This window comes from Streptomyces phytophilus, assembly GCF_013870535.1.
GTDB lineage: Bacteria > Actinomycetota > Actinomycetes > Streptomycetales > Streptomycetaceae > Streptomyces > Streptomyces phytophilus.
The window spans coordinates 1-19,264 of the sequence record NZ_JACBXC010000026.1 but is presented as its reverse complement, the minus strand read 5'-3'; the positions used below and the strand labels follow the sequence as shown (position 1 = coordinate 19,264).

Annotated in this window: 22 protein-coding genes and 1 tRNA gene; 14 read left to right on the top strand and 9 right to left on the bottom strand. The window is 68.5% G+C overall.

Annotated elements, in window-relative coordinates; all coding sequences use genetic code 11:
- The 5 genes from H5J30_RS03830 to H5J30_RS03810 all read right to left on the bottom strand — a co-directional run.
- Positions 1-768: serine/threonine-protein kinase (locus tag H5J30_RS03830; RefSeq protein ID WP_181785719.1), on the bottom strand; the 768-nt coding region annotated here is incomplete at its 3' end.
- A 29-nt stretch (positions 769-797) separates the two neighbouring features.
- Positions 798-1,337 (bottom strand): hypothetical protein, encoded by a 540-nt coding sequence (locus H5J30_RS03825; protein ID WP_181785718.1) that lies wholly within the window; start codon positions 1,335-1,337, stop codon positions 798-800.
- A gap of 78 nt (positions 1,338-1,415) precedes the next feature.
- Positions 1,416-1,919, bottom strand: coding sequence for a C40 family peptidase (locus H5J30_RS03820; protein WP_258563075.1), 504 nt, complete (start codon positions 1,917-1,919; stop codon positions 1,416-1,418).
- A 255-nt stretch (positions 1,920-2,174) separates the two neighbouring features.
- Positions 2,175-2,480 carry a hypothetical protein gene (locus tag H5J30_RS03815; RefSeq protein ID WP_181785717.1) on the bottom strand — a complete coding sequence of 102 codons (306 nt, stop codon included), beginning with the start codon at positions 2,478-2,480 and terminating at the stop codon, positions 2,175-2,177.
- Between the two features lie 625 nt (positions 2,481-3,105).
- A complete protein-coding gene (locus H5J30_RS03810) occupies positions 3,106-3,717 on the bottom strand; it encodes a hypothetical protein (RefSeq protein ID WP_181785716.1) in 612 nt (203 codons plus the stop codon).
- Between the two features lie 481 nt (positions 3,718-4,198).
- Here H5J30_RS03810 and H5J30_RS03805 point away from each other — a divergent pair, with 481 nt between their 5' ends.
- Positions 4,199-5,125, top strand: coding sequence for a phosphotransferase enzyme family protein (locus H5J30_RS03805; RefSeq protein ID WP_181785715.1), 927 nt, complete (start codon positions 4,199-4,201; stop codon positions 5,123-5,125).
- Between the two features lie 3 nt (positions 5,126-5,128).
- Here the strand turns inward: H5J30_RS03805 and H5J30_RS03800 are convergent, their stop codons facing one another.
- Positions 5,129-6,553, bottom strand: coding sequence for a helix-turn-helix domain-containing protein (locus tag H5J30_RS03800; RefSeq protein ID WP_508470407.1), 1,425 nt, complete (start codon positions 6,551-6,553; stop codon positions 5,129-5,131).
- Between the two features lie 217 nt (positions 6,554-6,770).
- Between H5J30_RS03800 and H5J30_RS37850 the strand changes: the two genes are divergently transcribed.
- The 4 genes from H5J30_RS37850 (at position 6,771) to H5J30_RS03780 (ending at position 9,171) form a co-directional block, all read left to right on the top strand.
- Entirely contained in the window at positions 6,771-7,316 is a 546-nt protein-coding gene (locus H5J30_RS37850; RefSeq protein ID WP_220188502.1) for a bifunctional DNA primase/polymerase, read from the top strand.
- On the top strand, positions 7,300-7,608 hold the full coding sequence (locus H5J30_RS03790) for a hypothetical protein (RefSeq protein WP_181785713.1): 309 nt from the start codon (positions 7,300-7,302) through the stop codon (positions 7,606-7,608). Before H5J30_RS37850 ends, H5J30_RS03790 begins: the two co-directional genes overlap by 17 nt.
- A complete protein-coding gene (locus H5J30_RS03785; protein WP_181785712.1) occupies positions 7,605-7,919 on the top strand; it encodes a hypothetical protein in 315 nt (104 codons plus the stop codon). Before H5J30_RS03790 ends, H5J30_RS03785 begins: the two co-directional genes overlap by 4 nt.
- A 781-nt stretch (positions 7,920-8,700) precedes the next feature.
- A complete protein-coding gene (locus H5J30_RS03780) occupies positions 8,701-9,171 on the top strand; it encodes a hypothetical protein (protein ID WP_258563073.1) in 471 nt (156 codons plus the stop codon).
- A gap of 498 nt (positions 9,172-9,669) precedes the next feature.
- Here the strand turns inward: H5J30_RS03780 and H5J30_RS35910 are convergent, their stop codons facing one another.
- Positions 9,670-10,917: an SLATT domain-containing protein gene (locus tag H5J30_RS35910; protein ID WP_220188497.1), complete on the bottom strand. Its 1,248-nt coding sequence runs from the start codon at positions 10,915-10,917 to the stop codon at positions 9,670-9,672.
- A 379-nt stretch (positions 10,918-11,296) separates the two neighbouring features.
- The gene (locus tag H5J30_RS03770) at positions 11,297-12,040 is read right to left on the bottom strand and encodes a GntR family transcriptional regulator (RefSeq protein ID WP_181785711.1); all 744 of its coding nucleotides are present in this window, start codon (positions 12,038-12,040) and stop codon (positions 11,297-11,299) included.
- Positions 12,041-12,217: 177 nt separating this feature from the next.
- Here H5J30_RS03770 and H5J30_RS03765 point away from each other — a divergent pair, with 177 nt between their 5' ends.
- From H5J30_RS03765 to H5J30_RS03735, 7 genes are all read left to right on the top strand, one after another.
- Entirely contained in the window at positions 12,218-12,559 is a 342-nt protein-coding gene (locus tag H5J30_RS03765; protein ID WP_181785710.1) for an SCO3933 family regulatory protein, read from the top strand.
- The gene (locus H5J30_RS03760) at positions 12,556-13,899 is read left to right on the top strand and encodes an FtsK/SpoIIIE domain-containing protein (protein WP_181785709.1); all 1,344 of its coding nucleotides are present in this window, start codon (positions 12,556-12,558) and stop codon (positions 13,897-13,899) included. The genes H5J30_RS03765 and H5J30_RS03760 overlap by 4 nt, the downstream gene beginning before the upstream one ends.
- Positions 13,900-13,908: 9 nt before the next feature.
- A complete protein-coding gene (locus tag H5J30_RS03755; protein ID WP_181785708.1) occupies positions 13,909-14,103 on the top strand; it encodes a hypothetical protein in 195 nt (64 codons plus the stop codon).
- 179 nt (positions 14,104-14,282) lie between these two features.
- Entirely contained in the window at positions 14,283-14,528 is a 246-nt protein-coding gene (locus H5J30_RS03750; protein ID WP_181785707.1) for a hypothetical protein, read from the top strand.
- Positions 14,525-15,895 carry a replication initiator gene (locus H5J30_RS03745; RefSeq protein ID WP_181785706.1) on the top strand — a complete coding sequence of 457 codons (1,371 nt, stop codon included), beginning with the start codon at positions 14,525-14,527 and terminating at the stop codon, positions 15,893-15,895. The genes H5J30_RS03750 and H5J30_RS03745 overlap by 4 nt, the downstream gene beginning before the upstream one ends.
- Positions 15,885-16,085, top strand: a complete 201-nt coding sequence (locus H5J30_RS03740) for a helix-turn-helix transcriptional regulator (protein ID WP_181785705.1) — start codon at positions 15,885-15,887, stop codon at positions 16,083-16,085. Before H5J30_RS03745 ends, H5J30_RS03740 begins: the two co-directional genes overlap by 11 nt.
- Positions 16,082-17,458: a tyrosine-type recombinase/integrase gene (locus tag H5J30_RS03735; RefSeq protein ID WP_181785704.1), complete on the top strand. Its 1,377-nt coding sequence runs from the start codon at positions 16,082-16,084 to the stop codon at positions 17,456-17,458. The genes H5J30_RS03740 and H5J30_RS03735 overlap by 4 nt, the downstream gene beginning before the upstream one ends.
- Before the next feature lie 229 nt (positions 17,459-17,687).
- Here the strand turns inward: H5J30_RS03735 and H5J30_RS03730 are convergent.
- Positions 17,688-17,759: transfer RNA gene (locus H5J30_RS03730), tRNA-Arg, on the bottom strand.
- Between the two features lie 163 nt (positions 17,760-17,922).
- On the opposite strand from H5J30_RS03730, the gene H5J30_RS03725 reads away from it, so the two are divergent.
- Both H5J30_RS03725 and H5J30_RS03720 read left to right on the top strand, forming a co-directional pair.
- Positions 17,923-18,375: a response regulator gene (locus tag H5J30_RS03725; protein WP_181785703.1), complete on the top strand. Its 453-nt coding sequence runs from the start codon at positions 17,923-17,925 to the stop codon at positions 18,373-18,375.
- Between the two features lie 63 nt (positions 18,376-18,438).
- The coding region (locus H5J30_RS03720; RefSeq protein ID WP_181785702.1) for a DALR anticodon-binding domain-containing protein at positions 18,439-19,264 on the top strand (826 nt) is incomplete at its 3' end.

Genomic DNA, 19,264 nt, shown 5'->3' with positions numbered 1-19,264 from the left:
GGGCCGCAGGGCCGGGTCCTTGTGCAGCGCCGCGACGATCGCCGGCAGCAGACGCTCCGGTACGCCCGCCACGTCCGGGTCGGCGTGCACCACCCGGTACAGCACGGCTTCTGCCGGTCCCGTACCGAACGGCGGGCGGCCCGTGGTCGCGAAGATGACGGTCAGACCCCAGGTGAACACGTCGACCGCGGGCCCCTGTACACCACCGGTGATCTGCTCGGGGGCCAGGTAGCCGGGGGTGCCGAGGACCATCCCGGTGCGGGTGAGCGCGGTGGCGTCGGCGATCTGGGCGATCCCGAAGTCGATGACCTTCGGCCCCTGCGGGGCCAGCAGCACGTTCGCCGGCTTCAGATCGCGGTGCACGATCCCGGCGGCGTGGATGTCGGCCATCGCGGCGGCCAGGTCCCGGGCCAGGCGTAGGCCGACGTTCGGGCCGAAGGGCCCGTGCTCCGCGACCCGTGAGGCCAGCGGCTCGCCTGCCACGTACTCGGTGACCAGGTAGGGCCGTGCGTCCTCGCCTCCGGTCTCCAGCACCCGCACGATGTGCGCGCTCGCCACCGCCCGCAGCGCGGCCGCCTCCCGGGCGAACCGCACCCGAAACTGCCGGTCGTCGGCGAACTCCTGCCGCATCACCTTGACCGCCACCCGCCGCCCCTGCTCGTCCGCGCCGAGGTACACCACCCCCATGCCACCGGCCCCGAGCCTGCCGAGCAGTGTGTAGCGCCCGACGTGCCGCGGGTCGCCGGGAGTGAGCTGCGTGCCCGTCATGACCGGCCCCCACTAGGGTCAAGAACCTGTCAGGCGTCCCCGACCCGGCACAGGGCTTCCTGATCCGCGTCGTCCCATGTGATGGCCAATACGCCCGGGCCCTCGTCGCAGTTCCCAAGAGGATCCGCCGACGTGAGAGCTTCGACGGTGGCCGTGCCCCGGTAAGGTCGCCCGGCACCTTTGAGATCGTCGAGACTGTGGCAGTCCAGCTTCACCTTGAACCCTTCCTCATCCTCCTTAATGGAGCCGAAGCAGGTTTCGTCCTCACCGAGAGGTGAATACGGCCCGGGGCTGCCGACTGAGTCGGCGTCTCCGTTCTTGTCGATGATGAGGGTGTAGACACCGTCGTCAGTACCGACCGGCATCCAGCCCCCGGCGAGATCCTCAACGCCGATGTCGGTCGGGGCAGGGCTGGAGCTTCTCGGGCTCGGCCCGGGAGACGACTCCTCTCCCGACGTGGGCGTGCGTGAACGTGTGGCCGCAGACCTGTCGTCGCTGGCGGAGCCGCCGCCATCGGAACAGCCACCGACGGCCAGCACGACAGCGGCCACGGCAGCGGCTAGGGGCACAGGTTGTCTCATAGCCCCCTTATAGCGGGACCTGCGTGGGAGGGGTCCCGACCGCTGAGACCCCACCTACGGGAGCGATCACAGCGAGAGCCGGACCGAGTGGTGTCGAACCCCACGAACGAAGGAACATCGCCGTTCAGGACGCGATGCAGCGCGAATCCGACACGTGCGCTGCCGGGTCAGCAGCGGCAGGTCACAAGTAGATGACAAATCACCAGGACAACGACATCTCCGCTCGGAAACTACAGAATCCTGTTCGGACGGCCGGGTTGCTCCCGCGTAGTCGTCTCCGCTGTATCGACAGGGTGCGATTTCTATGAGTGATCCGGGTCTCGGCGCGTTGATCATTTGCCCTTGGCCGACGTAGATGCCGACGTGGTGGATGTTGGTGGGGGTTCCGTAGAAGACGAGGTCGCCGGGCTTGAGTTCGTCGGTCGGAATGCGGGGCCCGGCGTTGAACTGGTCGTGGGCGACGCGGGAGATGGTGATGCCGGCGGCCTGGCAGACGGCGCGGGTGAGGCCGGAGCAGTCGAAGCCGTCTTCTCCGGCGGCAGGTCCGTCTCCGCCCCAGAGGTAGGGCAGGCCGAGTTGTCCTTCGGCGTAGGCGATGGCTTTCAGGGCGGCCGGGCTGGCGTCGTTGTCGCCGCCGATGGTGGCGGGGGCCTGGTATTGGGCGGCCTGGGCGAGGACGTCGGAGACGTACCACTCGGCGTTGTTGTAGGTGTAGATCGCGTCGTGGAGGTTGTACGGGCTGGGCGTGGCGTCGCCGCGCGGCGACGGGGGGGCGATGACGTCGTTCCAGGTGCCGGGCAGGAACTGCTGTCCGGGGGTATGGGGTCAGTTCGGGGGCATGGGCGGCGGGGGGTAGAGGTCGCCGTCGAGGCTCGTGGTGTCCGTGGGGTCGGGTGCGGATACGGCGGGCAGGTGCGGCCAGGTGTGGGTGAGGGCGGCCAGGGGCAGCCGTCCGCGTGGTGAGTTGTCCAGGGGGAGCCAGCGGGCGGCGGCCGGGTCGTGCGGCGTTGCCGGCGTTGCGGGAGTGTTGGTGGTGGCGACGGGAACGAGATCGAGGTCGGGGAGGGTGTGGTGGGCCGCGGCCAGGGCAGTGCGCGCTCCTGCTTCCCGGGGCGCGCTGGGCAGCCACACCAGCACGGGGGTGGTCAGTCCCGTCGTGCGGGCGAGTTGGTGGTAGGCGTGCAGCTTGCGGGCGAGCTTGTCCAGGGTTTCGGTCCCGCGTGCGAACGGTGCCGGACGAGGTCATCGACTGCGTCGTGACCTCCCCGCCCTACTGGCGGCTGCGCGACTACGCCACCGGCGCATGGAACGGCGGCCAACCCGACTGCCCCCCCCCCCCGCCCACCCGCCGCCCGTACCGAGCCGACCGGACAGCGCCGCTGCAGCCGGGGCGCCGCCACGCGGCACGACCGCCAGCACGGCCTCGAACCCACCCTCACCAGCTGCATCGACCACCTACGGGAGACCTTCACCGAACTGCGCCGCGTCCTGACCGCGACCGGCACCGTATGGCTCATCCTCGGCGACAGGCCTGGCGCGCAGCCCGCGCGCTCGGCTACCGGAGGCTGATCACCTCCACCCAACACACGTGCCGCATGTGCAGTCACGCCGACCACGCCCATGCATCGTCCGGTCCACCCCCTCGCCTTCGGCGGAAGGTGCCCGGTCGTTGTACAGAAGTCGGCTGTTCCTGCAGTTGTTACGAGCCGGGAGAGACCGGAGCCAGCCTCCGCGCTGCCGGATTCCTGCCGATCGCTCAGTTACCCGCCCACCGTGGCTGGGACCGCCCCAGGCGACCCCGGTCGATCTGGAATCCTTCGTCCAAGCTCAGCAGATCGGCGAGGGCCGGCAGCGCCCCCGCGCCTCCGCAGGCGCGAACTCGCATCCGGACACCAAGCGGGTCTACCCCCTGCGTGGCTATGTGATCCGCACCGTGTGCGGACGACGTTACTTCGGCAAGACCCCGCATGCCGAGATCGGGACGGCGTACTACGTGTGCACCCCGAAGAAGCAGTACCGCCCTGAAGGGCATCCGCCCAGCTTCTGGGTCCGCGAGGACAGCCTCCTCCACGGGCTTAACGACTTCCTGGCCACTCAGGTCTTCGGCAGAGCCCGGCACTACCTGCTCGACCGCGACCTGCGCACGCTCGACGCGGCACAGCGACAGGAACGCCAACAGCGCCTCGAATCCTTGCGTGGAGCCATCAGCGACACCGATGCCAAGAGCAAGCGACTCCTGCGCAACATGGAACTCATCGACGGGCCGGACCAAGAATTCATCCGTGACCTCAACGAGCGTCGTGCCGAACTCCGAGCCGAACGCGAAGGCATCAAAGAGCAACTCGCCGCCTTGGAGGACGAGGCGCACCGGGCACCCAACCCCGATCTACTCAGCCGGCTCCCGGTCACACCAATTGATCTTGCTGTGCTCCCGGACGAGCTATCACGCCGGCTCTTCGAGGCTCTCCGTCTGGAAATCCACTACGACCGGACGATCAACGAAGCCACGTGCCGCATCACGCTGACGAGCGACACCATCAACGCCGTCTCACAAGGCGCTCACGAGACAGTTACCAGCTCACCAAGCTGGAAGGACGCGACGAACCGCAGGTCACACGACACCAGGGAGAAAGAAATGGATGGTCGCATGGATCATGCGACCATCTGTGGGTGCCCCCGGCAGGATTCGAACCTGCGCACACGGCTCCGGAGGCCGGGGGAGCGAGGAGGGGCACGGGCCTCTGACCAGCGGGGGAGCCCTGTACGGCTGGTGGCCTTTGGAAGATCATTACGCCCCTATTACGTGAGCGGCCTGTCCGGGCCCCGGGGTGCCCCGTATCGTCGGAGGCATGATCTCGGGCAACGGCGAAGAGTCGCACGCAGCCGAGGAGTTCACCGCGGAGAGCGCGGGGGCCGTGCTCCGGGAGGCTTGCGCTGCGGCCGGGCTCGATCCCGCGGACGCGAAGCTGCTGCGGCTGGGCTCGAACGCCGTCTTCCGGCTGTCGGCGGCTCCGGTAATCGTTCGTATCGCCCGTGATCCCGACAGCCTGGACGCCATGGAGCGCGTGGTCCGCGTCGCTCGCTGGCTGCGGGAGCAGGACTTCCCCGCGACTCGTGTCCTGCCCGGCGTGAGCCAGCCGCAGACCGTAGACGGCCGCGTCGTCACGTTCTGGGAGAGCGACCAGGACCGTACGGAGTACGCGACCCTCGGCGAGCTGGCCGACCTGCTGAAGACGCTGCACTGGCTGGAGGAGCCGGAGGACCTGAGGCTCCCGTACTACGACCCCTTCGCCAGGGTATGGGCCTCGGTGCGGCGCCTGAACGGCATCGCGGACGAGGACCGGGCCTTCCTGGAGACGCGGGCCGGCGAGCTGAACAAGGAGTACGACCGCCTGGACTTCGTACTCCCCTTCGGGATGATCCACGGGGACGCCAACGTGGGGAACATCCTCCGCCACCGTGACGGGCACGCGGTACTCATCGACCTCGACGGCTTCTCGCTCGCGCCTCGCGAGTGGGACCTGGTGCTCACGGCGCTCTACTACGAGCGCTTCGGCTGGCACACGCGCGCGGAGTACGAGGAGTTCGTCCACCGCTACGGCTTCGACCTCATGAACTGGCCCGGATACCAAGTGCTCGCCGACGTCCGCGAGCTGATGATGACGCTGTGGCTCGGACAGCAGGTCACGACGAACGAGCGGGCCGCGGAGGAGTTCCCACGGCGCGTACGCGACATCCGGACCGGCGGCAGCCGCCGGGACTGGCAGCCCTTCTGACCGTCACTGGGCGACCTGACCGGCTGCGGCTGCCCACAGCCGATGCTCCTCGGCCTGCGCGTGGAAGTCTCGGACTGCCGCACTGTCGCCGGCCGCAGCGAGGCTCTGTCGGAACTCCGCCAGGTAGCTGACGCACCGCGAGGACTTCAGTTGCTCACCGAGGTCCAGCGCTCCCATGGCCACCTGGCAGGCTTCCTCCACTTCCCCGGCCCGAGCGTGCGCGTCTGCGAGCACCATCGTCGCGAAGAAGTCGCTGCGGACGTGGCTGCCGCTCATGGCGTTCTGGGCGTGGCCTACAGCCTGACGGGCACGGTTCACGTCCCGGAAGCAGTGAGCGGCCTCGGCGGCGAGTTCGGCCTCGTCGAAGTACGTGATCCACTCTGGCTCTTCGCCGCTGTTCCGGCTCTCCAGGGCCTTGGTCGCCTCCGCGAGGGCAAGTTCGCAAGCGCGCGTGTCTCCCGTACGGGCGAGGGCACGGGCCTCCATCGCGTGGAACTGAGCCATGAGCGTCGGAGTCGCGACGCGGGAGATTCCCATACGCGCGGCACGGGCGAGCGTCGCGGCCTCTATGAAGTTGCCGAGAAACGTCGCCTGGTGGCTCATGGCGGACAGGATGCTTCCGGCGAGACGGCGATCGTCCCCGTCCTGGGCCAGGCGTAGAGCCTGCAAGAAGTACCGCTGCGCAAGGCCGTGATGGCAGGCGTCGTACGACATCCATCCGGCGAGGAGCGTCGCCTCCGCCACGGTGGAGAACAGGGCACGGCCGACCCCCTCCGTGTATGTGCCGGTCAGCAGCGGCGCCACGTCCCGGCTGAGGTACTGCACGACGGCCTGGCGCGCGTGCTCCCCGCCGAAGCGGTCGTCAAACTGAGCGAAGACGTCGGCTGTCGACTTGACCATGGCGACGTCAGCGAGGCCCACTTGCACGTTGTCCGACCCGGGACGGCTCGGAAACGACGGCTCCGGAGCCACCAGCCAGCGCAACGACGCTTCGTTCCACGTGGGTAGCTGAGCTTCCGAGAGGATCAGCGGTTCGTAGCCGTTAAGGTCTGCCCGCCACAGCATGCCGACTGCGCGGAAGGCGTCCTCCGGGGTCGGTGGGTAGTGAGCGTCCAGTAACCGGGCGTCCTGGCCGGCCAGGTGGTTCAGCCCGAGTTCCGCAGCACTCACGCCGAGCGCTTCGCAGATCAGCGGGCCGTAGAACTCGTCCGGGATGCTGTGGCCGTTCTCCCAGCTCGCAATGCGACGCTTCACGCTGGCGTCCTGCGGAAGCGTGCCCCCTCGGCCGGCGGCAATCCGTCGCATCTCGCGTACCAGCCGCACCTGCCCCCAGCCCCGCCGCTGTCGCGCAGCACGGAGCAAATGGCCGAAGGGCTGGTCGGTGCTCGTGTGGATCCACTCCCGGCTCGGGCCGAAGCTGTACGGCATTCCCGCTCCGAATGTACGGAACGTGAGACGCCTGTGTCTTCCCGTAAGGAGAGATCCCTGCCGGAACCGAGGCGACACCGGGGTGACGTGCTCCCGGAGGGGTCGTCACCCCACGTCACCTCTCGTCATCTGCCCAGCTCAGGGGCAGCCGGAGGAGGGTGGTCACACGGCGGCGATCACGCCGCAGGATGCCCAACCGAAGTGGGTCGACGTGGAGATGATGACGAAGCGCGGAATGTCCTGGCTGGCAGCGACCGCCGACGATCCGGTGGACTGCCGCTTGGTGTGGACCGCCGACCCGCGCCACCCATACGCCCTGCCCGCCGGCCGCTACTTCGACGTGGTCGTGATCGAAGAGCGCGTGGGCATGGAGACCTACGAACAGCTCGACCGGTGCGCGATGCCGCTCGGCCCTGTGATGGTCGACTGGGCGTCCCGGCAGACGGGCTTCTTCCTGCCGTCGCGCTCCCGCGAGCGCTTCGAGCGCATGGTCAAGCACGAGACGACGGAAACACCGGAGTACCGCTACCTGAGCAAGGGCTCCACGGTGGTCGTCCCGGGCCCAATGCCGCTGTCAGGCGATCGCTACGCCTGGCTGCGGGCACCGATGCACCGCCCGGAGGCCACGATCGCGCGCACGGCCGCGCTCGCTGCGATGTTCGTGGCGACCGCCGCTCTGGTCTCGCGCGCCGATCGCTATCGGCAGGAGTACCAGGACATCCACGCCGACGTGGAGGCGCCCGCCGATGCCCAGCGAGCATGAGAGCCCGGACGACGAGGCGGCCCGCTGGTCCCCGATCGAAAGCCAGGAGTGGTATGCAGCCCGCAACGCGGTCTCAGCCCTCCGCGACGTCCTGATCGCGGCCGGCATGGAGCGGGACTTCCCCTACCTCCGCGCAGACCTCAACGCCTTCGGCCACGGCCTCATCGAACTCGGCCGCATCTCCCCGGAGACGGCGGAGCGCCTGGCGGAGCTGCTGCGCCTGGCCCTGACATGCGATCAGGACCCGCGTGGTGCGACGCCCCCAAGCACCGGAGAGAGGAGGAACCCGTGACTGACCCGCGAGGCGTGTGCGCCAAGCGCGCCGAGGATCTGACGCCCGGTGTCCCGTACGTTCGCGGCTGGGCGGAGTCGAGGAAGAGCGTCGACGCCTTGGCTGAGACGCTGACGGCCCTCGGCCTGGAGACAGACTTCCCGGCCCTCAAGGCAGACGTGAACGTCCGCGGCGAGGGAGTAGTACGCCTCGGACCGATCCGCCCAGCGGCAGCCGAGCTACTGACCTGCCTACTCACCGCGGGCCTCTCCGCCGAGATGGCCAACCGAGCAACCGACCCCAACGCACCGCCATCCGCTCCCGCGGCATAGCCCGCATCCCCTGATCTCCGACCATCCCCGGGTCGGATACGGGTCCCGTATGCCGATGCTGCTCCACTTCACCAACCAGCGGCCGGCATACGGGGCCTTGTCACCTGCGTAGCGAAGAGCGACGCCTGTCCCACCGGTATAGGCTGCTGACGGACGGCTCGAACCGCATCATCGACGCAGAGAAAGACATCAGCGGCGCTGCCGTCGGCCGGGACCGGCGCCCCAGCGCCGCAGCCCGGCCGACGGCAGGCAAGCCGCTCAGCGGCGGAGAACAACGCTGACGGTTATCGCTCTTCGAGTGCGAGCATGTTGATCCACGTGATGTGAACTGCCGACAAGGCTGCTGCATTGGGTACCATTGGGTGCTCGTCGGCTCAGGCAAGGGGTAGGGAGCATCTGTTCGACTCAGATGGCAACTCTCGCCCTGGCTGTCTTGGCTCTGGTTGTGGTGCGGTTTGCAGGTCTGGCCTTGGTACGTTCCAGAAGCCGTAGGACACAGAGTGAAGGGAGTGCATTGATGGGCAGAGGACAACTGATTGTTGTGGCTACGTTCGATGTAGTCGGGGCAGTCGGGGCAAGTTGCGTGGCCGGTCTGCCACCCCTTACCTGAGCTGACGGATGTGAATCGTGGCGTGTTTACCGCCACCGGAGGTTCGATCTTGAATCCCGTATGTGTAGACCGACCCTGACCGGCAAGGTGGGTTGTCCTCGCGCTCTTCTGCACTGAACAGTGGTTCCCTATGGGTCCCCGTCCAACGGTGCACGGAAGTGGACCCGGTCAATGAGGATCTTCAGGGGGCTTATGCAGTGGTCGACGCTTCTGGCGACAGCCGTGGGTACGGTGCTTGGTGTTGCAGCCACGCTGGTTGCTGATCATGCCCGCTGGCGGCGCGAGAGGTCGGAGCGAGATCGCGATGCGCTGCGCACAGCCTTCACGGAGTACCTGGCGGCTCTCTCGGCAGCCAGGGATGCGTTCTCCCGGGCGGCACCTTCCTCGGAACATGTAGGCACGGGCCACGTAGCGATAGGCGAGTACGGCGTCTACGCGGCGCAGCAGCAACTGGAGCTGGCGGCCGAACGGACGCTTGTCGACAAGGCGCGTCGTGCCACGCTCTCTGTACTCGAATTCTACGACGTGGTCGTTGCCGGCTACGACTCAGACTCCCGGGAGTACGTTCGTGCTTGGCGATCCGCCCGTCAATCGCGGACGGCACTGATCGAGGAGATGCGGAAGGCGCTACAGCGAACGTAAGGCGCCGGGAGGGCGCGAGGCTATGAGCTTGGGAATCACCGTGCCTGCGGGGGTCGTTGGGGCGCTGGCCTTGCTCACCGGCCTCCGGCCTCTTCAACGGTCCGCTGCTGACTGTGGTTTACCGGGGCTACGGGCACGGATCGGGAACGCACAGGAGCATCGCTTCAGGAGCGAGGTTGGGCGGTTGCCGACGTGAGCTGCGGAGACCTGCCTTGGGCCATGACCCCGCGCATGCTCCGGTGTTGTCGCTGAGTTCCCGTGAGTCCCCGTCCGTTCTGGCACGCGAGTGGCACGAATCATTCGGTGGTGAGGCAGCCGACCCTAGTCGCGCCCCGGGTCGCGGCCTTCACCGTGCGGACGACCTCATCGCCGAACTCAGGCTACGCCTTCCCGGTCCGTAGCTCTATACGGAACAGTCATCGACGGCCGAACCAGCCTCACCGGGGTCATTCGGCGTCCCGTCAGTCCAAGGCCTACTGACGGCCGTCCTGCTGCCGGTCAGATGACGTCTGCCTGCCCCTGATGTGGTTGTTCCAACTGTTGTTCCCGCTTGCGTTGCTCCATCCGAAGCGTCTCCACGTTCTCCGCAAATCTCTTCAGGTTTACCGCCGCGTCCGCATCCGCGTACGGCGCAATCCCCAAATCGAAGGCCGTGGCGTGCTGCTCTACCTGGTCCGCGGTCTGCTGAAGGTTGTACGCCCGCTCACGGAACTTAAAATATCCCGTCACTGCGGTGGCGAACGCCAGGAATGACCCCAGTGCAATCAGGATTGTCTTACCCGGCTGCGGGGTCTCCCAGAAAGCCGTAGTAGCCGTGGTCCCCACCGACGCGAAGAACACCCCCCATTGAAACCAGTTGTGAATACGCCGGTAGAGCCGTGTATCGCGCCGCAATCGATCTATCACCCGAGGTATGTGCTCCCGGTAGCCGTCCCGCCGCTCCGCCGTCGGGCGCGTTTTTGAGGCGTTGAGGATCCACCGGTCATGAATGATCTCCAGATCTCTGCGGAGCAGGAACACCGACCTGACACCGTGTTTCTTGTCCTTCACCCGCAGGAAAAAGCCGACTAGGAACACCACAACCAGGAGCAGCATCACCGATATGGTCACGCTGTTGAACGTGCGCAGGTCCGGCACGTCCTCCGGCCACAGGTTCCCCCACCCGACCACTGCCAGAACCAGCGGCATCAATACAAGCGGTACCAGCCGGAGCCACCGCGACAGAAGAGCCCTGCGTATGCGGCGTTCCGCCGTTGCGAGGTCCCGCCGGTAGGTGATAACGCTGTTCGCGTACTCGTTCTGTTTAGCGGGCTCTAGACTCCATCCATACTCTTGTTTTGGGTCGTTGAAAAATTCAATGACCTCTTCAACGAGGTCACCCCAGGTGGAATCCGAATACGCCGTGAAAATATTCTCAAGTCGTACGTGCCGTTTGTATCGGTCAGGTGACGCATACCCAAGGTGGAAGACGTATGCACCGGCACTGTCGTATCTGACTTGTCTGGCTATTTGGACGCCCATGGCCCATTGGAGTTCTTCTCTATCGGTCTTCCAGGCGGCGGAGAGGATCGAGTCTACGCTCTCCCAGGTCAACACGAAGTCCTCGGGGATGGGAGTGAGTATGTCCGCCTCGGACAGCCGCTGGTCTTCGTATGCGAGGTGACGCAAGACATCACCCACCCACGATTCGTGACTGTGAGCGGTCTCGGGTTCATTTTCGCGCGGCACGTCGGTCAGGCCAGACATCGCGGAGTGGCTCCCGGTCAAGGGTGATGGTGGGCAGTCGACGGCACGCTACCGCCAACCTGCCTTCTAGCAGCCAGTAACCCATCTGCTTTAGGGAGAGTTGACCCTACCCGCCCCCGGAGGGGCCACCTCAGATTTCGGCGTACGCGACGACGATGAGCGCCAGCCTTGCTGTGTGCACCGAGAAGACTACCCGATGTCGTCAACCGACTTCAAAGCGTGGCCCCTCCCGCCCTCTTCCGTGGCTCGTGCCGTGCACGGGCCGGCGGCCGGGCCGGAGCGGGGCGGAGACAGGAACGGTGGCCCGGGGAGCCGGGCTGTGCGGCGAGCCGTAGCGAGCCGCCTTGATGACGTAGAGAAAGTCTGAGCCAGACCGGGGTCAGCGAAGAGGGTAGCTGAGTTCCAGGTCGTCGCCGGGGAGGTGGAACTCCTCCAGGGCGAGGGGCTTGTCCTGGGTGTTGAGGGTGGTGCGGAGGATGTGGAGCATCGGGACGCCGTCCGGGAGGCGGAGGGCGTTGGCCTGGTCGGGGAGTGGCATGCGGGTGCGGACGTGCTCTGTGAAGTGGAGTGCTTGGCCCAGCTCGGCGAGTGCCGTATAGAGGGCCGGCGCCGGGGGCGGGGGCTCCTCTTCGTACTTCGTGCCGACCAGGACTGAGAACGGCACGTAGGTGCGATGCAGTTGGCGGAGCCGGCCGTGATCCGCGGTCTGTAGCGCGTCGTAGGTGAGCATCGGCTCGCCCGGGGGGATGCGGAGCAGGTCTGCGAGGGCGACGGGGGCGTCTGTGCGGGTGATCGCGACGCCCTCGGCGTCGGTCCAGCGGAGTCCATCGGCCTCGACGTAGCGGCCGTCCGCGTCGCGGCGCACGCCGCGGGGGCGTGTGAGGCTGGGGCGGGTGTGCGGGGAGCGGACGAACATGCCGCGGCCCATCATGACCTCGACCATCCCGGCTGCGCGCAGCTCCGCGATGCCTTGCCGAACCGTGGGGCGGGTGACCCCGAACTGCTTCGCCAGCACCTCTTCCGAGGGCAGCGGCTGGCCGGCCGGGTACTCGCCTTCCAAGATCCCGCGGCGCAGGTGCTCTGCGATCTGACGGTACTTGGCCTGGGCTTTCTCGGTTGGCATGCGGTTCTCCATCGGCCGAGGTCGGGGAGCGGTGTTTGAACCTGTGGACAGTTTGTCCACGGAATCCGACGTGCTCAGCTTCTCTCATCTCTGAGTGGGTTGACAACCCGTACTACGGGTGGTCTAGCAGGCTCGTGGGTGGTCCACGAGCCAACCGGCTGAGAGGAGTTGACAGCAGTGCCAGCACTACCGATCGACACCGCGAAGTACACGGGGATCATCTGCGCCGTTCCCCCCGCGCCGCGCATCGCGAACCGGGAGACCGGGCAGCTTCGCGTGGACCGCGAGACCGGCAAGACCCTGTTCCAGGTCGGCTTGTGTCTGATGGCCGGGACCTCGGCGGACGTCGTGAACGTCACCGTGGTCGGTGAGCCCAACGGCGTGCAGTTGGGAATCCCGGTACAGGTCCGGGACCTGATCGCCACCCCGTGGGAGAACGAGGGGCGGCACGGGATCGCCTTCCGCGCCACCGAGATCAAGCCCCTTGCTGCATCGGGGAAGGGGGCGGGGCCGGCATGAGATTCGCCTCCACCGGTTCCGGCGGGGAACCGTGGCCGCTCTGGGGCCTGGTGGGGGCCGCTGCGTTGGTGTCGGGTCTGCTTCTCGCCGGCCCGGCACTGCGCCGCCGCTTCCCCGTGGCCTGGTGGCTGTGCCTCGGCTTCCCGGCAGCATGGTTACGAGTCGTCCGCACCTGGAGGCCGTTGATGGCTGGCTGCGGACTGGCCATCAGTCGCAAGGCAGCCCTGACGGTCGTCTCCGGGCTCGTCGGCAATGGGGCACCGCCGCCCCTGCCGCGCGTGCCTCGTCGTGGCGCGGTACGTCCGACAGCCGGCGGGTTCTGGCTCCTGGTGCGGCTGCTGCCTGGCCAGGTGCCGGAGGACTTCGCCAAGGCGTCGCCCGCCATCGCTGAGGCGTGGCAGGTCCACGCCGTCCGGGCGACTGCGTACAGGCCCGGTGTGGTTCGCGTCGTCGCCTCGGCGGCCGATCCGCTGCGCGCACCGCAGATACCTCAGCAACGGGGCCCCGGCCGACTGCTCCGGGTTGTCGTTGGCGTGCTGGAGACGGGCGTTCAGTGGGCCATCGACCTGCGGGCCGTGCCGCACTGGCTCATCGTCGGGGCCACGCGGTCCGGCAAGTCGACGCTGATCAACGCGCTCGTTGCCGGGCTGGCGCCGCAACCTGTGGCTCTGGTCGGGATCGACTGCAAGGGCGGCATGGAACTGTCCCTCTACGGACCCCGGCTCTCCGCACTGGCGACCAACCGCAGGCAGGCGGTCAAGCTGCTGGCCTCGCTCGTCGACCTGACGCTTGATCGGATGGTGGTCTGCCGCGCAGCCCATGTCCGCAACATCTGGGGTCTGCCGGAGTCGAAGCGGCCCGTCCCCGTCGTCGTGATCGTGGACGAGATCGCGGAGCTGTTCCTGATCGCGAGCCGTAGTGAGAAGGACGAAGCGCACGCGGCAGGTACGGCCCTGATCCGTCTGGCCCAGCTCGGTGCCGCGCTCGGGGTGTTCCTCGTCGTCGCCGGGCAGCGTGTCGGCTCCGACCTGGGGCCGGGCGTCACGGCGCTGCGGGCCCAGCTCGGCGGGCGCGTGTGCCATCGGGTGGCCGACCCCGGCACGGCGGAGATGGCGTTGGGGGACCTCAACCCGGATGCCCTCAAGGCGGCTCAGGCGATACGGCCCGAGCAGGCCGGTACCGCGGTTCTGGCCTCGGGTGAGGGATGGGAGCGTGCTCGCTCCCACTTGATCACGGAGACGGACGCGGAGGCTGTGGCGGCTGAGTACGCGCACCTCACGCCGCAACTGCCGGAACTGGTCGACGCCCTTGGCGGCATCACCGACAAGCGAGCGGGGTGAGGGGGCGCCATGCTGGTCACCGCATCGGCCGTGCTGCTCCTCGGCCTCCTGATCTGGTTTCTGCTGCGCATCCGCTACCTGCGCTGGGCCGAGTTCCTGATCTGCGGAACGTTCGGCTTCCTCGTCGCCGAGACGGCCGCTGCGCCGGTCGTCCAAGCGGCCCTCGACGGAGTCAGCCGCTTCGTCGGCGGCATCTCCTCCTGATCAACCCGAGTCGAAAGGAGGGGAGAGCCATGCCTGCGCACGTCATCCGTGCCGCCGCCCGGCGGCCTCCTCCGACCCACAGCAAGACGGGCTCCCGGCGGGGCGCGAAGTCGCCAAACCCGACCCCGCCAGGAACCCACTCCATCCGCCACATGCGTAGAGAAGGGAGTACTCACACTTTGTCCACCGCGAATCGTTCGCGCAAATCTCCTCGGCAGCGGTGCGAGCTGCACGACGAGGAACAACCGACCTGCGCCGGCCGAGAGGAGATCGTCCTCGTCGGTACGGATGAGGTCGAACAGCGACTCTGCCCGGCACACGCGGCAGCGTGCTGGCTGACGGACCCGACGCTCCGGTTCAGCGCCAAGACCCGGCCGGACGCCATCGCCACGGTGATGCGCCATGCCTTCGGGGAGTCGCGATGAGCGGCCAGGCGACGCCCCTGCCCGCGGGGGTTATGGCACTGGTCGAGCGGGCATCGGAAGCCGGCTTCGAGGCGTGGCGCCGCAACATCGTGCGGCTGGGCGGTTGCACCAATCCCGTGCATCTGGTCGGCAACGCCACCGTTGTCGACACGGACACGGGGGAGGCCCTGCTGTCATACGCACCTGAGGTACACGGCGGGCGGATCCTGATTTCGTGCGGCAACCGGCGGGCCACGGTCTGCCCGGCCTGCGCGCAGATCTACCGCGCGGACACGTACCAACTCGTCCGGGCCGGACTCGTCGGCGGCAAGGGAGTGGGAGAGGTAGTCGGCGGGCACCCCCGGGTGTTCGCCACCCTCACCGCTCCGGGCTTCGGGCCGGTGCACACGCGGCGTGAGCGCGATGGGCGGGTACGCGCCTGCCGCCCCCGGAAGCCGGGGGACTGCTGCCCGCACGGGGTGCCGGTCGGGTGCCATGCGAGGCACGTGGACGGTGATCCGCGGCTCGGTGAACCGCTCTGCCCGTGCTGCTACGACTACGCGGGAGCCGTGCTGTGGCAGGCGCGCGCCGGGGAGCTGTGGCATCGCTTCGCGCTGGAGCTGCGTCGTGAACTCGCCCGGCGAGCTGGGCTGTCGCGTACGCGGCTCGGTGAGGTGGTGCGGCTGTCGTACGCCAAGGTTGCCGAGTACCAGCGGCGCGGCCTGGTCCACTTTCACGCCGTGATTCGGCTGGATGGTCCGGACGGGCCGGCGACACCTCCGCCGGGCTGGGCCTCGACGGATCTCCTGGCGGATGCGGTGGGGGAGGCCGTGGGGCGGGTTCGGCTCGTCTCGCCGGGTGCGGAGGTCGTGGGGCGGCGCGTGCTGCGGTTCGGTACGCAACTCGACGTGCGGCCGGTCGCGGGGTTCGGTGCGGGGGAGCGGCTGAGTGCGGCTGCCGTCGCGGCGTATGTCGCGAAGTACGCGACGAAGGGAGCCGAGTCGGCCGGCGCCGTGGACGGTCGGATCCATGGGGCACGGGACCTGGCGCTGCTGCCGGTGCGGCGCCATACCTTGCGCATGATCGGTACGTGCTGGTGGCTGGGCGGCCTTCCGCCGTTCGAGCCGCTGAGGTTGCGGCGGTGGGCGCACATGCTCGGCTACGGCGGCCACTTCTCCACCAAGTCGCGCCGCTACTCGACCACGCTCACGGCACTCCGGCGGACCCGTGCCGAGCATCGGGCGGAGGAGCAGCGGACGGCCCTCGGTCTCGACGGGCGGACGACGGCTGTCGTCGGCCAGTGGCGGTACGCGGGGCGCGGCTACTCGCCGGAGGCGGCGCTCGTTGCGGCGTCGGTCCGTGAGGGCGGTGGTCGTCATGGCGCGTGAGCGGACGACGGAACTGCTGACCGTCCGTCAGGTGCTTGATGAGCTGGGCGGCATCTCCCGGCGCACGTTCTACCGCTGGCGACAGTTGCGGACAGCTCCGCGCTGCATCCGGCTCCCGAACGGCGAGCTGCGAGTTCGGCGCGACGTGCTGAACGACTGGCTGGAGGACCGCAGGGAGGGGGCCGCGTGAAGTCGTACAAGGTGTCCGTGTGGAAGCTCACGGTGAACCGAACGACGAAGAAGCCGACGTACCTCGTCCGCTGGGTCGTCGGCGGGCAGCCCTTCAGCGAGTCGTACAAGACGAAGGCGCTGGCCGATCGCTTCCGCGCGAAGCTGCTGCGGGCCGTGGACAAGGGTGAGCCCTTCGACACGGTGACCGGCCTGCCGGACTCGCTCCGAGGGGGCAAGGCGGCGCTGTCCTTCCTGGAGCTGGCGCTGAAGTACCTCGATCACCGCTGGGCGGAAGCGTCCGCGAAGCACCGCGACAGCATGACCGATGCCCTCGCTACCGTCGTCCCCGTACTGGTCAAGCCGGTGCGGGGGCGGCCTGCCACGAAGGTGCTGCGGAAGGCTTTGCGCTCGTTCCTACTGTCCCCGCCTCGACGGGAGCGAAAGCGGCCCGAGGAGATCGCGGCGGCCGTGCGGTGGCTGGAGAAGGCGTCATTGCCCGTCGCGGAGTTGCAGGAGATCGCTCGGGTACATGAGCTGATCGACGCCCTGGGGCGGAAATTGGACGGCAAGCCGGCGGCCACTCAGACGTACAGGCGCCGCCGGGCAGTGGTCTTCAACGCCCTGGAATACGCGGTCGAGACGGGCACGCTGCCGTCCAACCCGCTGAGCCGCGTACAGCGCAAGCGCGGGCGTCGGGCCGTACAGGAGGTCGACCGCCGAGTAGTGGTCAACCCGCGGCAGGCCCGGGAACTGCTGGCCGCTGTCACCTACGTCGGCGGTTGGGAGCGTGCCAGCGGGCGGCGGCTGCGGGCCTTCTACGGGTGCCTGTACTACGCCGCACTGCGGCCTGGCGAGGCGTTGGGGCTCCGGCGTTCGGACTGCGTCCTGCCTGCGCAAGGCTGGGGTCGAATCGAACTGGCAGAGACCCGTCCCTCGGCGGGCAAGGCGTGGACAGACTCCGGCGAGGCGCACGACCGGCGCGGCCTCAAGCAAGGCGCGGACGGTGAGGTGCGGATCGTGCCCATTCCTCCGCCGCTGGTGCGGCTGTTGCGTGAGCACCTGAAGGAGTTCGGTACGGCCGCGGACGGCCGGCTCTTCGCCAGTGAGCGGGGCAACGTCGTCGCGGCCTCCTCGTACTCGCGGGTGTGGAAGCAGACGCGCGAACTGGCGCTGTTGCCGAGGCAGGTGTCTTCGGTCTTGGCGGCCCGGCCGTACGACCTGCGGCACGCGGGCGTCTCCCAGTGGCTCAACTCCGGCGTGCCCGCGCCCGAGGTGGCAGCATGCGCGGGTCACTCGGTCGACGTGCTGCTGAAGATCTACGCCAAGTGCATCGACGGCCAGGAAACGGAAATGAACGACCGGATCATGCAAGGGCTCGGAGAGGACGAGTAGGCAACCCGAGAAGGTGAATGACGCGGGCACCAGAGAGATCCGGGGCTCTCGCGCGTGTGCACCTCTGAAAAGCCAGGTTGACCTGCCCGGAAGCCGCTCAAGATCACAACGCTATTACTACGTGATCAGTGGCATGGGGCTGCTTCCGGCGGCCTTCGGCTGCACACACAAGAAGACCCCGTCCTCAGCGCTTGCGCTGGTCACGGGGTCTCGGGCACCTTAAGCGAGGTGCCCCCGGCAGGATTCGAACCTGCGCACACGGCTCCGGAGGCCGTTGCTCTATCCCCTGAGCTACGGGGGCGTGTCTCCGCGTGGTGGTGCGGTGACGGGTAGAACCCTACCAGCTTCGTGGGGGTGGTCGGGTACCGGGTTTTGGGGGTGGGGGGCGGGGTGTGTGTGCAGGTCAGGGGCCGAAGTGTCCAAAAGCCGGACGTAGGGGGGCGGGCGCGCCTACGCTTTCCCATGTGCCTGGCTTGTCCGGTCGGGTCCTTGTCGTCGATGACAACAAGGTGATCCGGCAGCTGATCAGGGTCAATCTCGAACTTGAAGGTTTCGAGGTCGTGACCGCGGCCGATGGTGCCGAGTGTCTGGAAGCCGTCCATCGGGTGCGTCCCGATGTGGTGACGCTCGACATCGTCATGCCCCGGCTCGACGGGCTGCGGACCGCGGCCCGGTTGCGGGCCGATCCGAGGACGCGGGGGTTGCCGATAGCGGTGGTCAGCGGGTGCAGTGAGCTTGAGGCCGAGGCGGGGCGGGCGGCCGGGGTGGATGCGTTTGTGGCGAAGCCCTTCGAGCCGGTCGATCTGGTGCGGGTCGTGCGGCGGCTGGCTGCGCGGCGGGCTTCGCAGCGGGTCGGGGAGTCCGTCGCCGGGGATGCCGCCGACGACGCGGAGCCCGCCGGGTCTCCGGTGTGCTGAGCGGGGGACGGGTCCGGTAAAAGGGTTCGCCTCCGTACCCCCTGCCTCTCGTACGCTGGTGCCGTGGACCCCGCAGAGCTCACCGGCACCGTGTTGCGTACGGTGCGATCCGCCGCGGTGGGTGAGTTCGGCGCACCCGTGCCGGCGCGCGTCGTCGTGGAGCGGCCGCGGCCCGGTGGGTGCGGGGACTACGCCACCAACGCCGCCCTGCAGCTCGCCCACGCCGCCGGGTGCGACCCCCTCGACGTCGCCGCCGTGCTGCGCGACCGGCTCGCCGCCCAGCCCGGTATCGCCGCCGTGACCGTCACCGGGCCCGGGTTCCTCAACATCACCCTCCGTGCGGACGCCGATCCCGTCGACGACGCCCTCCTGGCCGGTGAGCTGTACGGGCACGGGGACTTCCTCGGCGGGGCCCTCCTCCACCTCGTCGCCGACGGCCACCCCCGCGCGGTCGTGCTCGCCGATGCCCTCCGGCGCCTCCTCCGCGCCGCCGGTGCCTCCCTCGTCGAGGACGCCGAGCAGGGCGAGACCGTACGGGTTCGGGGGGTGCCCCCCGCCGCCGGGTTCGACTTCCTTCCCGCCGATGCCCTGCGCTGGGCCTTCCTCCGTGCCCCTGCCCGGCAGCGCCCCCGCCTCACCCCCGAGCTGCTCCTGCTGCGCGAGGCCAACCCCCTCTTCCGCATCCGGTACGCCCACGCGCGTACCGCCGCCCTCGCCCGCGCCGCCGCCGACCTGGGTATCGGCGGTCTCGATGACGCACCCGGCGTACGCCCCACCCGCCCCGTACGGCACACTCGCACCGACGGCGTCCTCCGCGCCGCCATCGGCGAGCTCCCCGCCGTCGTGGAGACCGCCGCCCGCCGCCGCGCGCCCGACCGGCTCGCCCGGC